Source organism: Abyssisolibacter sp. ZYX002 (assembly GCF_056892235.1).
In genome coordinates, this window is sequence record NZ_JARMXH010000002.1 from 301,936 (window position 1) to 320,059 (window position 18,124).

General features: G+C 30.0%; 12 protein-coding genes. 5 read left to right on the plus strand and 7 right to left on the minus strand.

The window, feature by feature from the left end; genetic code table 11:
• Positions 1 to 19: 19 nt before the first annotated feature.
• Entirely contained in the window at positions 20 to 1,468 is a 1,449-nt protein-coding gene (locus P3X86_RS07410; protein WP_483292028.1) for an SLC13 family permease, read from the minus strand.
• Between the two features lie 100 nt (positions 1,469 to 1,568).
• The gene (locus tag P3X86_RS07415; protein ID WP_483292029.1) at positions 1,569 to 2,216 is read right to left on the minus strand and encodes a YczE/YyaS/YitT family protein; all 648 of its coding nucleotides are present in this window, start codon (positions 2,214 to 2,216) and stop codon (positions 1,569 to 1,571) included.
• Positions 2,217 to 2,578: 362 nt separating this feature from the next.
• Here P3X86_RS07415 and P3X86_RS07420 point away from each other — a divergent pair, with 362 nt between their 5' ends.
• On the plus strand, positions 2,579 to 2,845 hold the full coding sequence (locus P3X86_RS07420) for a helix-turn-helix domain-containing protein (protein ID WP_483292030.1): 267 nt from the start codon (positions 2,579 to 2,581) through the stop codon (positions 2,843 to 2,845).
• 130 nt (positions 2,846 to 2,975) lie between these two features.
• Here P3X86_RS07420 and P3X86_RS07425 read toward each other — a convergent pair whose 3' ends face one another.
• Both P3X86_RS07425 and P3X86_RS07430 read right to left on the minus strand, forming a co-directional pair.
• Positions 2,976 to 4,727: an ABC transporter ATP-binding protein gene (locus P3X86_RS07425; RefSeq protein ID WP_483292031.1), complete on the minus strand. Its 1,752-nt coding sequence runs from the start codon at positions 4,725 to 4,727 to the stop codon at positions 2,976 to 2,978.
• A 4-nt stretch (positions 4,728 to 4,731) separates the two neighbouring features.
• On the minus strand, positions 4,732 to 6,498 hold the full coding sequence (locus P3X86_RS07430) for an ABC transporter ATP-binding protein (protein ID WP_483292032.1): 1,767 nt from the start codon (positions 6,496 to 6,498) through the stop codon (positions 4,732 to 4,734).
• Between the two features lie 918 nt (positions 6,499 to 7,416).
• Here P3X86_RS07430 and P3X86_RS07435 point away from each other — a divergent pair.
• Positions 7,417 to 7,644: a helix-turn-helix transcriptional regulator gene (locus P3X86_RS07435; protein WP_483292033.1), complete on the plus strand. Its 228-nt coding sequence runs from the start codon at positions 7,417 to 7,419 to the stop codon at positions 7,642 to 7,644.
• Positions 7,644 to 8,270: a hypothetical protein gene (locus P3X86_RS07440; RefSeq protein WP_483292034.1), complete on the plus strand. Its 627-nt coding sequence runs from the start codon at positions 7,644 to 7,646 to the stop codon at positions 8,268 to 8,270. Before P3X86_RS07435 ends, P3X86_RS07440 begins: the two co-directional genes overlap by 1 nt.
• A gap of 265 nt (positions 8,271 to 8,535) precedes the next feature.
• On the opposite strand, the gene adhE is transcribed toward P3X86_RS07440, so the two are convergent.
• The 3 genes from adhE to P3X86_RS07455 all read right to left on the minus strand — a co-directional run bounded on the left by adhE (position 8,536) and on the right by P3X86_RS07455 (position 15,710).
• Positions 8,536 to 11,136 (minus strand): bifunctional acetaldehyde-CoA/alcohol dehydrogenase, encoded by a 2,601-nt coding sequence (gene adhE / locus P3X86_RS07445; RefSeq protein ID WP_483292035.1) that lies wholly within the window; start codon positions 11,134 to 11,136, stop codon positions 8,536 to 8,538.
• A 665-nt stretch (positions 11,137 to 11,801) separates the two neighbouring features.
• Positions 11,802 to 14,408 carry a PEP/pyruvate-binding domain-containing protein gene (locus P3X86_RS07450; protein WP_483292036.1) on the minus strand — a complete coding sequence of 869 codons (2,607 nt, stop codon included), beginning with the start codon at positions 14,406 to 14,408 and terminating at the stop codon, positions 11,802 to 11,804.
• 603 nt (positions 14,409 to 15,011) lie between these two features.
• Positions 15,012 to 15,710, minus strand: coding sequence for a ferric reductase-like transmembrane domain-containing protein (locus P3X86_RS07455; protein ID WP_483292037.1), 699 nt, complete (start codon positions 15,708 to 15,710; stop codon positions 15,012 to 15,014).
• Between the two features lie 447 nt (positions 15,711 to 16,157).
• On the opposite strand from P3X86_RS07455, the gene P3X86_RS07460 reads away from it, so the two are divergent.
• Both P3X86_RS07460 and P3X86_RS07465 read left to right on the plus strand, forming a co-directional pair.
• Positions 16,158 to 16,640: a DUF6323 family protein gene (locus P3X86_RS07460; protein ID WP_483292038.1), complete on the plus strand. Its 483-nt coding sequence runs from the start codon at positions 16,158 to 16,160 to the stop codon at positions 16,638 to 16,640.
• Positions 16,630 to 17,982: a DUF6179 domain-containing protein gene (locus P3X86_RS07465; protein WP_483292039.1), complete on the plus strand. Its 1,353-nt coding sequence runs from the start codon at positions 16,630 to 16,632 to the stop codon at positions 17,980 to 17,982. Before P3X86_RS07460 ends, P3X86_RS07465 begins: the two co-directional genes overlap by 11 nt.
• Positions 17,983 to 18,124: the final 142 nt, after the last annotated feature.

Here is an 18,124-nt window from a genome sequence, read left to right on the forward strand (position 1 = left end):
AAAACCTCCTTTTATATGATTATGAAATCAATGAAATCAAATAATATCCAACTGTAGCAGCTAATGTTGTTATAAATATAGCAACTACACCATACTTAAAGATAACACTACCTTTACTGTATTCATCTCCATACAACACAGCTATACAGGCAAATGATGATGGTATACAATACGCTAATGCCGCTGTAAATGTTGTAACCATAGCTATTAATCTACCATCTAACCCTGGTATCCCTTTAGCTATCAAAATACCTGAAGTTGTCATCATAATAACTGTTGTTACGTTTGATGAGAAGTTTGTCATCATACTAGTTAAGAATGCTATGAATAATACTACTTTAAATGTGCTTAGTCCTGATACAATAGGCACAATATTGTCAACTATAAATGCTGTAAGTCCTACAGATTCTTTCGTAATAGCACCACCAAGTAACACTGCTGCTCCAACTAAGAATATAACGCCCCATGCTACTCCATTTTTTAAAGCATTTGTTAAATCAAGTACTGGCTTGTCGTCTACATGAACTACTGCTAGCAATACTACTGCAATAATAGATATAAATGTTGGACCCATTTTACTCAAGTACGCTTGGATTGCTGTTCCTGGGCATATCATTCCTAAAATACCTGGTAGTAACCATAAAAATGCAGTTATAAAAAACACAGTAACTGTAATCTTTTCTCTAAGTTTCATTGGTTCAACTGTTCCTATAACATTTTTAGGATTGAAGTTTTTAAACTTTTCAAAATCTGGTTTAAAGAATAAATATAGTACTAAAATCAATCCTGAAAATACTATTAATCCAGCTGGTATAGCAAATAAACAGTACTCTAAAAAGTTGATTGGATTGGCAGCAGTTTTATTGTATACACCCATACCAATGATTGCTAATGGATGCGATATAGGTGTCATTCCACCTGCAATATTGATAGTAAAAACTAACGCCATTGTTAGCATTTGTGGATATCTTTCACCTGGTTTGTATCCAAATTCTTTAAATAGTTTTCCAGCAAGCATCAAAAAGAATGCTGTCACAGGTAATGGATCCAAGAAACACCCTATAACTAATGCTAGGCTTAAAAGAGAGATAGTAAAGACCCAAGGGCTTTTAGTAATGAATTTTTTTGATAATAACCAACATGTTATTCTCTTTGTAAAACCTGTTTCATTAAGAGCATGTGTCAAAATAAAACTTAACAATACAAACATTGTTACCCATGAACCTAATGAGCTTGAAATCGCTTGCTTAACATTCATAACTCCTGTCATAGCAAATAATGCAATACAAAGTATACTTGGCCAAGTAGTATCTACTAAAGATATCAACAATACACTACCAATAAAAATTCCCAAAACTTTCATACCCAACGCAGTTATAGGGGCTGGTGGTGTAATAAAATTAAAAGCAATCATTACTCCAAAACAAAACAAAATCTTAATTAAATTATCTTTTTTAATAGTAAGCATTTTTTAACTCCTTCTCGTTACCATCCTTCTCATAGAATAAGTACGATTATGTATACTTATTTAACTATATAAGATGATTTTTCTTTAGTCTTCTAGCTAATTATTCACAAACTTCATCAATCTCTACATATTTATTGAACAATTTCATAAACATGTCCACAGTAGCACCTATTGTTACTGCTGATACTAATGTACCAATATTAACACCTCTAAGCTCTCTAAAAAATACTATACTAAGTACTACAGATGTTAACAAAATACACAAATCAAAACATGTCTTAAACTTTCCTATTCCTATATTGTATTTATTTGATACCTCTCTAACAAACATATCAAAAGGTAATATGGGTTGCTTGCTCTTTATAAAGAAAACCAGCCCCAATCCAACTATTAAAATAGAAAAAATAAAACAACAAATACGAATCATGTGTGATATTGCTACAAAATCATTAAGTAAATATGTGAATAAATCTATACTATAACCTAAAAGTATTGATGTCAGAAAAGATAACAAGAAAATCACTCTGAATTCTCTAAGTACTGCTATCATCAATATGAGTACCACTCCTTGAATCAAATAATTAAATGTTCCAAATGATACTATATCTGTTTTTAGACTTACAACATAGGATGGTGAAGTAGAAACAGTTATTCCATAATTTGATTTTGCCGCCAATACTATTCCAAAACTCAGTAATATAAGACCTAAAATGTACGAAATGTATTTATTCAGTTTTATTCTTTTCATTTGTATTAAAGCCCCCTCCTTCTTAATTTATTCCGATATACGGTATAGTATACCGTTTTTTATTTCTATACTGTTATTATAATCTATAAAAATATATTTTACAAGCGGTTTTTTGCTGTAATAATTTGAATGAAATTATTATATTTTAAGTGAAATACCAACATCTTTCATTTCTTACGTTATTATATTTATACATGACAAAAAGCAATCACCTTTCTATGAGAGAAAGGTGATTGCTTTTGTTTTTAATATCCTTTAAGATATAATAAATTATAAAATTAACAATGTTCTTTATCAAAACATTTTTTCTTTCAATTATGGATAAACTACAATTGTTCCAATAAAGAACAAATGTGATTATTTTGAAATTAATTTTAGATTCTGAAAAACGTAATATAGCAGGACCAAAAATAAAAATTGCTAGACTGGAAAATAAAATGACTCAAAAGGATTTATCTATAAAGCTTGAAACACTAGCTGTATACATTGACAGGGATAACATCTCTAAACATGAACAACAGAAAAGGATTATAACTGATATAGAACTAAAAGCCTTATCTTTGATATTAAATGTAAGTGTTGATTGGTTATTAGGCCTTTGTCACTTGAAGCTGAATTTGATTATTTAGGCTTAAGCCTAGTAAAGTAATAAGCTTAAGCCTAATAAGTCTATATTATATAACCTGCCATTATTTTGCATAGGTTATTTATTGTTGTATTGATAATGCAATTAGTCTAATACTACAATTCATGGCAGCTTCATCCTCTGGCTCTCATCTTCCATCCTTTTGTTTTTTGTTGCTCTTTCCATAAGCGTGAATATAGACCATCAGATGTTATCAATTCTTTATGCATCCCTTGTTCAACAATTGTACCTTTATCCAATACCAAAATTTGATCTGCATGTTCAATGGATTTAAATTGATGAGCAATGACAATAACTGTTTTTTCTTTAACCAGATTTCCCATAGCTACTTGAATTTCAGCTTCATTTTCAGGATCAAGAGAAGCTGTTGCCTCATCAAGCATAACAATAGGAGCATCTTTTAAAATTGCTCGAGCAATAGATATCCTCTGTTTTTCTCCTCCTGACAATGAACTTCCTCCTTCACTAACGACTGTGTTATAACCATTAGGAAGGTTCTCAATAAACTTATCGCAACTAGCTAATTTGGCAGCACGTTTAATCTCCTTCATAGTAGCATTTTTCTTCCCAACACGTATATTATTTGCTACTGTATCATTAAACAAATATACATCTTGAAATACCATTGAAAGTTTGCTTAGCAATTTATCTGGCTCTAATTCAGTTATTGGAACCCCTCCAATAGATATTTGCCCTGATTCTACATCCCAAAAACGTGCTATAAGGCTTGTCATGGTTGTTTTACCAGAACCCGACATACCTACTAGCGCTGTCATTGACTTTTCTGGTATATAACAATTCACATTCTTTAATACGTCGCTTTTACCATATCCAAAACTAACATTGTCAAAAGTTATATGATTTTTATCTGGAATCTCTTTAAATTTATTATAGTTTGGTTCTTCTGTTTCTAAAATTTCACCAATTCGTTTTGTAGAAATAGATATATATTTTAGCTCTACAAGAACAGGTCCAAGTGATTTAACTACTTCATATAAGAAGTATCCTATTACAACAAATGAAAATAGATCTTTTATAGGCATATTACCTACTGTACACATTTTCACAGCAAAATATATCATAAGTAGATATCCTATATCTAGACAAAAAAGAAATATCTGTATAGGGATGGCTGTCCACACTTCTGTTCTAAAACTTACTTTCTTTAATGTCAACATAGCCTTATTCATTCTTTCAAACCGTTTACCTGTTAAATTATATGATTTCAAGAGTTTGATTGTTGTAAAATACTCTCTTATTCGTGATGATGTATCTACTATTGTTTTCACATGCTTTTTCCCTAATATGCTTATTATTTTTCTAGCTAAAAACAAGAACATCCCTGCAAATATCACTGAAGCTAGCACTATACCAGCCAACCTTAAATTAATATATGCTAAAAATAAAATTAATATAATAGGTGCTATAAAAGCCGCAGCTATATCTGGTAGTAAACGTGCAATTATGGTTTCTGCTTTTTGCACATCGTTGAGTAGGCGAGAAGCCACATCACCAGGATCATGCTGTTTGAAAAAACTTAGTGAGAACTTTCTTAAACGGTCACCTAGTTTAAGTCTTAAATCTGAAGACATTGTATATGCTTTTATATAATTGGTTGTTTGACTCCACATTGAAAGAATAATATAAAGCACGAAAACACCAACATACCACCAGCAAAATTGTTTTAATACAGAAAAGTCAATAGCTTCTCCTGTTAAAACAGGCACCGTAAGATTGATAACTATTTGATATAGTATGATATTAAATACGCCAGGTAATATATTTGTAAAAAAGTTTGCAATTGTTACTATTGCTAAGCTTTTTTTATTATCTCCAAAAAAACTCCATTTTTTCTGCTTATTCATGCCTTTAAACCTCCTTCTTAGCTAAATGCCAGTCTTTAGCTCTTGTATGTGCATTCCACATATATTTGTATAACCCATTTAACTGTAAAAGTTCATCATGTGTACCTTTTTCGGTAATACTACCATGATCTATAACAACTATTTGATCTGCTTCAACAATAGTTGATAAACGGTGTGCAATAACTATAACAGTTTTATTAACCATTAATCTTGAAAACGCCTGTTGCATTAACATTTCATTTTCTGCATCTGCATAAGAAGTTGCTTCATCTAGGAGAATAACAGGCGTATCTTTAAGTATAACTCTAGCAAGAGCAATTCTTTGCTTTTCTCCACCACTTAGATGACTCTCTCCGCCATCACCAATAATTGTATCGTACCCATTAGGTAGCTTCATAATAAAATCATGGCATGCTGCAGCCTTAGCAGCTTCTATAATTTCCTGCATAGTAGCCTTACTATTACCCATACGAATATTGGCTTTTACTGTGTCTGTTAGTACTTGAACATCTTGAAAAACAGTTCCTATAGTTTGAGTAACTCCTTCTGTTCCCATATCCTTAATCGATACACCGCCAACAGATATCTCTCCCTGGGAAGCTTCCCACATTCTAGCTATTAGATTGACAATAGTTGTCTTTCCTGCTCCAGAAGGACCAACAAGTGCAGTAAAAGATCCTTGTGGCAGTGATAGATTAATGTCTTTTAATATCTTTGGCCCTTGTTCATCATATCTAAAACCTACGTTATTAAACTCTATATCAAATTTCTTAGGCTTTTTAGCAACTTTTGGTTCTGTTAACGGCTGTACTTCTAATACATTATTAATTCTTTTTATACCAGCTGTAATAAACTCCATACGTGTAATTAACATAATAGCTTTTAACAATCCATTAAAGCATCCTGTTCCTAAAAGAATAAATAGAATGATAGTTGAGGCATCTGTTTTTCCCGATTTCAAAAGATAAATCCCCATTGGTAGAATAAAAAGGCCTCCTCCTAAAATAAAAGTTGATAATAATGCTCTGTAAGGTGCTGCTCCTTTTGACCATACAATAACTATTTCTCTATAAGCAAGCACAGATTGTTTTAGCTTTTTGAATGAGCTAACGTTAAGATTAAACATCTTTACAACAGGCATACCATGAACAAATTCCAACATTGTCGAATGCATATTTTCTATAGCTTTATGATATTTTATAGTAAGCTCTTTACGGTTTTGTCCTGTGAGTATTCCGTTCCACATCATATAAATCAAAGCAATTGTTATAGGTAGTGGTATCGTAGCCATTAATGCTAGTCTCCAATCTATTGTAAATAAATAGATTAATGTAACTACAGGTAACGTAAAACCTGCTGCTGCATCAGGGAAATGGTGAGCAACAAAACTTTCTATTGATTCTACATCATCTTGAACAATTTTAAGCATCTCCCCTGAATTTTTCTTTCCCCAAAAACCCATCGGTAATCTTCCTATATGTTTTGTCAATTTTACTCGTATACGATAAAGTAAATCAAACGCTGCTATATGACTAAACACAAAAGAAGTTACAATGAGCAAATATCGTAACACAACTGCCCCAAAGGCAATCCCAAGCCATCTAATAACTGGCTCTAATGTCGCATTAGTTCCTAACTGCAAATAATAGTCCACTATTTTAAAAATCAATACAAATGGCTCTATAAGCAATATAGATCCTAATGCAGCAAGTATAACACATATTATAATGTGTAATTTCTTATCTTTTATTAGATTGAATAGTGCTTTCATAATTATAATCTCCTTTATTTTGTCTTTTTTAATATTGATAAATATATAGTTGCATCAAACCACAAATTTGTTATGAAGCAATATGATCTCATTATTTTCTAGTTGGGTAATCAATAATTTATTTTAGGTGATAAAGAAGTATCTGTTTTCTATAATCTATAATAGAAACTTTTCTTTCAGTTTAAATATTGTTTGATTTTAGTCATTGATTTTCTATTACAAAACAACCAAATATTTTTTGTTCTCTATAGTAGTCTTTAAACATTCCTTATAATTCCGAATAAAAAACTACCAAACTTCCTTCTAATATATCTACAGCCTACTTAATTGATGTTAGTTTTAATATCTATTTTACTATTCATACTTATCATATCCTTTCATATTTTTAAGCTTTTATAATTTCCCCTGTCCTATCTTTTCAATAGAAGTAACCTTCCTCATTTACTTTTTCAAACAGCATTGTATTGATGTCCTTATAAAAGATAAACACCTAACTATTACCATAAATAATAGACTAATAATGATTTCCATTTTCAAAATACTTCTAGGCTATTATAGCAAAATTAATTAGTCCCAAATGTATCTATAGATACGAACTCGAATTTTTATTTTCAATATCATTAAATCCTAAAACAATATCTTAGCTCCTTTTCTAACTTAAGATTATCGGGTATATTCAGGCTAAATTCCTTATCGCATTTTATATTTTGTTTAGGTTCACTACAACTAATATTGGTGTATATAATAGTCTCTTAGGTATATTTCATAGAAATTATTGATATTGTGACTTATTACCTGTTATTATTACTGATAAATACACGTTTATAGTAAAGGCAAATAAATATTATGTTGTATATATGTAACAAAATGTTGACTATATCCAACTTTTTTGTTATGCTAACATTAGAGGTGGTATTCATGGGCAAACGCAAAAAAATATTTAATACAAAACTAAAAACTCTTAGAGCTGAAAGAAATTTAACACAACAAGATTTAGCTATTGATTTAGGTATTAATAGGGGAACTGTATTAGAAATCGAAAGAGGTACTTTTAATCCCTCTCTTAAACTTACTTTTTCTATAGCTAAGTATTTTGATAAGACCATTGAGGAAATCTTTGAATATATAGAGGAGAGTGAAGATTAATGAATACAACAAAACATATATTAGAATTTCAACCCGTTATTGTTACTGTTATAAGTGCTATATTTTTGTTATTGTTATTAATGCACAAAGATGAATTAGAACAATTAGCATTAAATAATGCTCTAAAACTATCTACTATAATTACTACTATATCAGTATTTGGATATAGCTTATATAAACTATCTTTAGGACTTGCTAGTATCGATATAAATATTATCTTTTTTGCAATCGAAGGTATATGTATAATGACTTTATTGTTTTATTATTTATATTTAAAGGGGATTGGTTTTGAGATTAAGATTAAAAATTCACTATTATCAAATATACTAATGTATTGTTCAATAATCATAAGTATCGTAGCAACAATTAGCATGATATTCGAGTTCAGATTTTTTGATAATAAAGATGGCTATATTAGATATGATGAAATGATTTTATTTGCAAATGTAATATTAATCTCTATTATTACACCATTACTTCCAAGGAGAAAAAAGGTTAATCATAAGCAATATAAGATTGTTAAGAAGGAGATTGATAGGACTTTCAATTTGATGTGGTTAATCTATAGTATCATTATGGTATTAATTATTTCATATATTTTCTATCAAAAAATCATCACTAAATAATAGTAATTGTTAGTATAGCTGATTAAATAATTAAATATCAAAATCCTATACAGGTAAAGCGCTACAAAAATATAAATTCCTTCTATCGATACACCCTCCCCACTCCTTGAAGCAGATAATTGGTATTATTTATTATAACTATAAAACGACTTTGTGTCTTTAATCCAAATTATTGCGCTTATCAAAAAGAGCAGATATTTAACATTTTGTAAAATATCTGCTCTCAAATGGGTACATATATTGCTATATTTATCTTATCTTTGATTTACTTTTTATTTCGTTTTTTACCTTCAAACGCATTTATATACATTTCCTTAATCTCACTTATAAGAGGATATCTTGGATTCGCACCTGTACATTGATCATCAAATGCATTCTCAGACATTCTATCTAAAGAAGTAAAGAATTTTTCTCTACTCACTCCAGCTTCTGCTATAGACATTGGTATATCTAACTTTATTTTTAGTTTGTCTATAGCTTTTAGTAAATTATCAACCTTCTCATCATTATCTTTACCACCAAGATTTAAATAATCTGCAATTCTCGCATACCTAAATTTCGCATTAGGGTATTTGTATTGAGGAAACGCAGTTTGTTTTCGTGGGTTATCTACTGCATTAAACTTAATTACCTCATTTATTAATAATGCATTAGCTATACCATGTGATACATGATGCTCTGATCCTAATTTATGAGCCATTGAATGACAAACACCTAAGAAAGCATTGGCAAACGCCATCCCAGCAATTGTTGATGCATGTGCCATTTTCTCCCTAGCTTTAATATTTGTTGTACCTTCATTGTATGCTTGAGGAAGATAATTAAATATTAATCTAATAGCTTCAAGTGCTAGTCCATTTGTGTATTCAGATGCTAGTACCGATACATATGCTTCTATCGCATGTGTTAGAGCATCTATACCAGATGCTGCTGTTAAACTTTTTGGCATATTCATCATAAGTTCTGCGTCAACTATGGCCATATCTGGAGTTAACTCATAATCAGCTAATGGATATTTAACTCCTGTTTTTTCATCTGTTATTACAGCAAATGGTGTAACCTCAGAACCAGTACCCGCAGACGTAGGTACAGCTATAAACATCGCTTTTTTACCTAATTTAGGGAATTTATAAACCCTTTTTCTTATATCCATAAATCTCATAGCCAAATCTTCAAAATGAACATGTGGATGTTCATATAAAGTCCACATAATTTTAGCAGCATCCATAGGAGAACCTCCTCCTAATGCTATAATTGAATCTGGCTTAAATGTTCTCATTTCTTCAGCGCCTTTTTTAGCTATTGCTAATGTTGGATCTGGCTCTACATCAGTAAACACTTTAAATTCTATTCCTAAACTTTCTAATATGTTTGTGATTCTATCTACAAAACCTAAATTGAATAAAACTCTATCTGTAACTATAAATGCTCTTTTTATTTCTAAATCTTCTAGTTCTCTTAAAGCTATACCTAGTGAGCCATATTTGAAATATGTCTTTTCTGGCACTTTAAACCAAAGCATGTTTTCTCTCCTCTCTGCAACACTTTTGATATTTAGCAAGTGTTTAACTCCTACATTTTCTGAAACAGAGTTACCACCCCATGAACCACATCCAAGTGTCAAAGATGGAGCTAATTTGAAATTATACAAATCTCCAATAGCACCTTGTGATGAAGGCATATTTATTATTGTACGTCCTGTCTTCATAGCAGCACCAAATTTATCGATTCTATCTCTTGAAATATTTATATCAGTATACAACACCGAAGTATGTCCAAATCCTCCATTCTCTACTAATATAACAGCCTTTTTTAATGCTTCATCAAATGAATTAGCCTTATACATAGCTAATATTGGAGATAATTTTTCATGTGCAAATGGTTCTTTCAAATCTGTAGATTCTACTTCACCAATTAAAACCTTAGTAGCTTCAGGCACATTTATGCCAGCCATTTTAGCTATTTTATGAGCAGATTGTCCCACTATATCAGCATTTAAAGTTCCATCTATTAATATTATCTTTCTTACTTTATCTAGTTCATCTTTAGCTAATATATATGCCCCTTTAGCTAAAAACTCTGCTTTAACTTCATTATATATACTGTCCATTACAATTACAGATTGCTCTGAAGCACATATAACACCATTGTCAAAGCTTTTTGATAGAAGTATCGAACTTACAGCCATTTTTATATGAGCAGTATCATCGATTATTGCAGGAGTGTTTCCAGCTCCAACTCCTATAGCTGGCTTTCCTGATGAATAAGCAGCTTTAACCATGCCTGGTCCACCTGTTGCTAATATCATATCACTTTCAGCCATTACAACTTTAGACATTTCTATAGATGGCTTATCTATCCATCCTATTATCCCTTTAGGTGCACCTGCTTTAACTGCTGCTTCTAAAACTATTTTTGCTGCTTCTATGGTAGCTCTTTTAGCTCTTGGATGAGGAGAAAAAATTATACCATTTCTAGTTTTTAAGCAAATAAGGGCTTTAAATATTGCTGTAGATGTCGGATTTGTAGTAGGTACAATAGCAGCTACAACTCCTATAGGTTCAGCTATTTTAGCTATACCAAACGCACAGTCCCTTTCTATCACACCACAAGTTTTGGTTGCTCTGTATTGATTATATATATATTCAGAAGCAAAATGATTCTTTATCACTTTATCTTCAACAATTCCCATTCCTGTTTCTTCAAAAGCTAATTTAGCTAGCTTTATTCTAGAATTATTTGCTGCTATAGCAGCTGCTCTAAATATCTTATCTACCTTTTTTTGAGGAAAAGTAGAAAACTCTTTTTGTGCTTTTTTAATTTCATCAATTTTCTTCCTTAATTCTTTAACATTAGTTACTGGCATATTATATCACCTCAACTTTATTTTTTAGTCTAGAAAATCTTATATTTTACTATATACAACTAAGAAAGTTGATTCTAATATCTAAGTTATTAGAAAATTTCTTTGTTTTGTGTGTTAATTATATAACAATGTTTTTTTGTTTGCAAGTATTTTTTTATTGTATATTAATCTATTTTTTACAAAATAATACTTTTATTATTTTTTGTTAACATTAGATATTTACAATAATAATTTACTCAAATTAAGTTCCAATCTCTATTTGCAGTGTTTATTGTATACAATATGTAGTGATTATTATGCTATTTTTGGTTAATATTTTAACAATTTCTTAAAACTTTTTTTATCATACATTCACTTAATCGTATCATTTTGATATAAATTAACTTTTAAGGTCTATATAAATATAAACTATTAGCTTTCTTTAATATTTTTTTAATTCACATACTTGCAGATAACCTGTGTATAATTACAAAGTACGTGCTCTTTTGTCAGTAAATATTGAAAATCTTAGTATATCATGAACTCAGATATAGACTCTATGTGGTGATTATTGACGCTTACTATAAATAATAAGTAACAGCACTAGAAACTTATATAAATAAACATAAAAAACCCATCATAGGCGTTCATACCTAAAACGGGCTAGATAAACGAATAACAACAAGCTATAAGACATCTTGTACCTTATACTCTCTTAATTCACTAGTATCTTCTATTATCCGTACAATACCACTTGAACCATCAACCTCTAACAAATCCCCATCCTTAATAATCTTCTGTACGTTACTGATCCCACTCACACAAGGAATACCATACTCCCTAGCAATAATAGCACCATGCTGGAGAGGGCCTCCAACTTCAAGTACAACACCCGCTGCATTGACAAATATGGGCGTCCATGCAGGTTCTGTTGCCCTAGTGACTAGAATTTCTCCTAGCTCTAACGCTTTCTCATAAGGTGAATGTAATACCTTAGCTCTTCCTCTTACGATTCCTGGTGCAATAGGATCACCGATGATATCTCCGTTTTCACCCTTTCTTATTGGACGGTATATCTTTCCTCTACTGTCGATAATATTGGGCCAGTCTTTTATATGCTCTACCTCTTTATAAGGCGCTAAATTCTTATCTCTTGCTTTCATCAAGTCATAGGTAGCATCTCTCTGTGCTATTGTTATATCTTGTATATGGAGATCAAATACTTCTTCTATAGCACGTAATCGTCCTTCTTTAACAAATCTATCGCCTAACTTCAATGCCTGTTTCCGAAGCTCTGCCACACCGTAGACAAAGATGTACTTAGGATCTTCTCGATATCCAAAAGTATTCTGATATAGGGAAGCATATTTCACAAATTTTTTCTCTATACCTTTCTCTTTTGCTCGCTCTAACAGTATAGTATAAGCTTCTCTTCTTCGCTTCTTAACATGGAGTAAATGATTATCCTCGATACGAATAGATTTTAATTGTTTATAAAATTTTTCCAAATTTTCATAGGTTCTTGGAGCAGCGATATCAATCTCCTTGAATCCTCTGCAACCATAAGCATGCATATATGAATCATAATCTCTCATTAACTGTGATGAATAAGCTCTGTTCTTAATATTTCTTATAAATTCTTGACTCGATTTCGTCTCGATAATCTCTTTATAACAAGCCAGTCTATACATATGATGACCCATGGCACTTGTAGGGTTACCTTCTAAATCCATACCCAATGATACAACGCGCGCTTCCATATCTTCGCCTTTGAATAATTTCTTTAACTTACGCATGGCAATCATACCTGTTAGTATAATACTATAACTCTTAGTTATTTTAAAGAATTTATTCATCACTTCTTCTACAACTTCGCTATAAAGCTTGTTATCATAAATACCTTCTCTGATTCCTTTTTTAGCTTTCATAGATGCATTCCTATAGTCATCTCGAAGTTTCTTATAATCGGTTAATAGTGTCTTTACAATAGGAATACCAATATTTATAACTTGTTTAAGCATTTTTATATAAATATGTTTCGTGGAATATGGCTTTTTAGCTGGTAAATATTCCTTTGCAAAATCAATAGATTCAAAAATCATACGTGTTGGACCATCATAATTACACAGTCTCTTCATCGTCCTCTTGACGCCCATAGTTTTTGCTATATTAGAAACATGGATATATTGTCTTCCATGTATAGGAACAATAGCTCCATTAACACCTGTAGGATATATATCTCCTTTGGCTAAATCTAGTGTCCTAATCCATACATCCATACCAAGAACAGACATACTTTCTGTGAAGCCTTGCGTCAATCCCATAGTATCCATATAGAGATATTTCTCCTCCCCGGGCTTCGTCACTAATTCTGGAAATAGAGGGATATAGGTTGTAATTGGTCTTGCCTGAAGAAGATAGAGTATTCCCTTATAGTATGCCCACTCAATATCCATGGGTTTATTATAGTGTATTTCACACGTCTGAACAAGCTCTGACACTTCTATTATCTGTTTATCGGATAAAGCTTGTTTCATAGGATCCTCATTAGATTTCTCTAAGGTTCCACCTTTACGGTTGAGCCACAACCCAAAATCCTTCTTACCAATTTTCTTTTCTAAGATCTTTTGTTTTACTTTATTGATTATATAAGTATCAGGTGTAACTACACCAGATACGATGGTTTCTCCTAGACCGAAACTTGCATTAACCATGGCTTCATCATAACAGTTATTGGACGGGTTAATGGAAAAACCTATACCGCTAATCTCTGATGGAATCTGTCTTTGAATGATGATAGATATACTGCTATGTTCTAAATGCATATGATTTTTGTTCTTATATTCCATAACACGATAATTAAACATAGATGAAAAAGTTTTTGCAATAGACTCAGGTATCCTATCCTTAGTTACTCCTAGAATAGTCGTATACATACCTGCAAAACTTGTCCCTTCTAAGTCTTCTTCTGGTGATGATGAGCGAACAGCATAGTAACCATCCTCTATGCTTTTCATCGCATTCTCTAACATAATCTCTTGTTCTTTTGTTAATGTAAAGCTCTTAGCCTTCGTTTCTAATAACTGACATATGCCCGTGGTAGGTCCTTCCAATAATTGTTTCCATATATCTGATGATTTTATTTCTGTAAGCCATGGTGTAAAAAAACCAGTGGATAAAACAATACCCTCTGGTACTTTAAGTCCTGCTTTTGTCATTTCAATGAGAGATTGTGCCTTTCCACCTACTTCTGTCAACTTCGGAGTCTTCTTACTTCTAAAATCATAGATCATAGTAACCTCCTTATTTACAAAATGTATTTAGGCCTTTACAATACGCCCTAACCCGTATTATTACGGGTTACTTGCATAAAAAATATAACTTTTTAATATTGTGGTTAAATTAAATTATCAAGAAACAAATCTATCAAACCTGAAAGGATTTATTTATGTCTATAATAACACATAAATAGCTTTTTTGTAATAATTTTCTATCCGTTCATTTTTTCCAAGATTTATCAGCATCATTTTCTTATCTATTAGAAGAAAAAATGTACGTGAGTTAATTTCTGGTTCTTTTTAATAATTGCTACTATTAAATAACTGCCCTTGACTGTATTCTTCTATTATTTAACTATAATAGTAGCACCGTAACTAAACTAATATTAAACTTTATATAAATAACTCTTTTTGTTCTACTCAATAAATATTATAAAAATCTAATATATTATTCTATCAAAGTAATCTTAAGCATGAAAATAAGATTAAACCATCTAATGTGATGGAAAATAATAAGTAAAAGTCATGTAATTTAGGTAACATTAAGACTCACCTAATATACATGACTTATCAACATACGTTTTGTTTAAATAACTTAAATTACTTATGATATATTAATTATTTTTCTGTTGCTAATATATTTTTTCTTTTCTTATTGTACTTTAAAATCCTCATAATAGTATATACACCAAATAAAACAGTATATGTACCTAAGTTAACATAATCTATACTCTTACGCCCTACTAATATGATAAATACGTGTGCATATATTAAGAAGTAGTATAGATAAGACCATCTTTGAAGCTGTTTCCATTTAGTACTGTCCATTTTACATCTGACCTTTTTAATTGAAGTAATAAAAAGAGGTAACATAATTATAAATCCGATTATTCCAATTATACTAAGTAAAAAGTACTTTGTTGGAAAAGTATTGCTATTTTTTATGATAGGTCCTATATGCATTATAAAACCTTTAAGATAAAGTACGCAGTGTGACATCATCAATATTGAAGCAATAATAGCAAGTTCCGCTCTAATATTTAATAGTCTTTTTGTTATCTTCCATTTAGAATTAAGTGCACCTACATACATTACTAATATGAAAAATGCAGTGGGAAGCACTCCCCTCTTTATACAATTCTCAATATCCAGTGCAAAACCATCTAATTTGTATCCGTTCTTCATTTTCATAATGTTTAATATAATGGTCGCTAGTACTAATAGAGTAGAGATTGTATAGTATACATAGCTGTGTTTCTTAATACTTTTTGATAATAATAATACAAAAACCAACGTTAATACAAAAGTAAACAACATGATAAAAACCCTCCTATATTCTTTATTGTATTTTATGGATGCATATACTACGATGTAATTGATATCGATTATTAAAATCTATAATATAATTATAATTAACTCTCCTTATGTTGTCAACAACTATTAAATGTTGTAAATGTTGTCAATTTATTTTGGCTTTTTGGAATCTTTGAATATATAAAAAAACTTATGATATTGTATAAAGGTGTATGAAAAAAACTTCTAAAATAATAAAAAAATCACGCTCATTCTAGATTTCAACCTAAAATAACATGATTTTGCAACCCACTTATACAATTTTTTGACATGCGTAAATAATTATAGTATAATGTATCAATTAACGAATATAACTATACACTATAATCATAACATATTCACCTATAAAAGTCAAGGAAAACATAAACCAGATTGAAGATAATGTCAAAAACATTTATTAGGAGTGATATTATGGAATTCAAAATACAAAACTTAAATAATAAAATTTTGGAACAACAAGCTATCAGCAAACTTATGAGATGTAATGAAATAACAAAGAAATTCGGACTTGTTTTAACCCAAGAACAAGCACTAAAACTGATACAAACTAAATCTTCTGCTCTTAAAAAAACTGGAAGAATTGAATTGGGACAAGGAATAGTAGACAAACTTATAAAAGAATTTTGTGACTCCCCATATATTTCTGAAAATAATTATATGGAAATTTTACATGATCTTATTGAAATATTTTATTTTTATAAAAATGAAACACTTGATTTGATTAGCGATGATGAGTTGATAGAATTTATGAAAAAAAAGTTCGATGGTGTGTGCCAAGGCTCTATAGAATTATTATCAGATAGAGAACTATACGTTCTTTCTAATAATCTTAAAAATGGATATAGTATAAGTCATGAAGATACCTTTACCGAGGACAGTTATAATGAAGATTAAAAAAATAGAGAAAATAAAAAAGACTAATTTAGATCAAGCTAAATATTTTGAATCTTTACTTATGCAAGCTTATATTAATGATCTTCTTTCAGATTTCGAAGCAGAAAGAATACAGATTGAATTAATAGATATCCTAAAAATACAAACTGAAAAATTCAGTAGTGGTGATAGTAGTTCTATTAGAATAGAAAAAGCTCAAGATATACTTAATTCTATTATGTTTACTATAGGAATATGGCTTAAGAGATATGACAATCCTGATGATGCAGTAGAGTTAATTAAAAAAGAAAAATTATATGACATATACATAAAAGGGCGTCATAAAATAGATTCAAAAATTAACATAACTAAGCTTTTACATTTAACTTTAATTAAAAAACTAATAAATACTCAAAACTATTATCATAATGCTACTATAATTGATGGAATAAATGGCTTTTTCAAATTATACTATCCTGATTTTCAAGCACAAGAAATACATATTACTGCAGACTATCCTGTATTTAATACGATGGAAAAATTATTAGGAATAGAATTCATCCAGAGTTATTTAGAGAACTTATATTATGAAAATGCATTCTGCTCAAATTTTTCTACAGAAGATATTCATTATTTACTCAGTGGATATCATGAAGAATATAAAGAATTGGTAATAAATATTTATGAACTGATACTAACTACATGTATTGGCTGTATCATTGTTAATGAAGATGCTAAAAGATTAAAATTATCACTAAAATCAATCGAAACTTTAAATGTTCTTTTTAGCGATAAATCTACAGAAGAAATTTACTATATGCTTTTACAAGCTGTTAAAATACTAGATAAAATATTTATTTTAGATAATAACTTAGTACTATATATTAAAGAAAGCTTAGAAAAAATTGCTACAAATATAATAAATTCCGTTGAAACAAATACTATTGCTAAAGTATTCATCATATCAAAATACCCTGAAGAAAATAAAAAGCTTAATTTTTCTTTTGGAAACAGAATGGATAATGAATTATATCGTAAAATTATAATAGCGATAAAGGATTGTAAAGATTTAAATGGCAAATTAAATATTATCACTAATAGAGTTAACTCCCTTGCAGATTTAGAGGATATATTACTTGATGGAAATTTTACTTGTAATGAAGTTAAATCAATTTTAAAGCTTTTGAATCCTACAGAGTTTATAGCATTGTACAAAAGATATTATGATTTGCAAGAATCAAGTTTACTTCATATCAGAGAAGGAGAAATAATTTTATCTGAATGTATATGTGAATTATTTAATTCTTTTACTAATGAACAGAAAATAACAATCAAAAAAACTGCTAGAAAAATTAATCTTTAAATATTCATGTGATTTTTTATATATAGTATAAGTTCTAATGAAGATAAGCATTGATATTTATAATTCTAAATAATTTTAAGATAGGAGTATTTTCTATAGTATCTGTAATAAATATGTCCTCTGCTTGATTTACTGCTAAAAT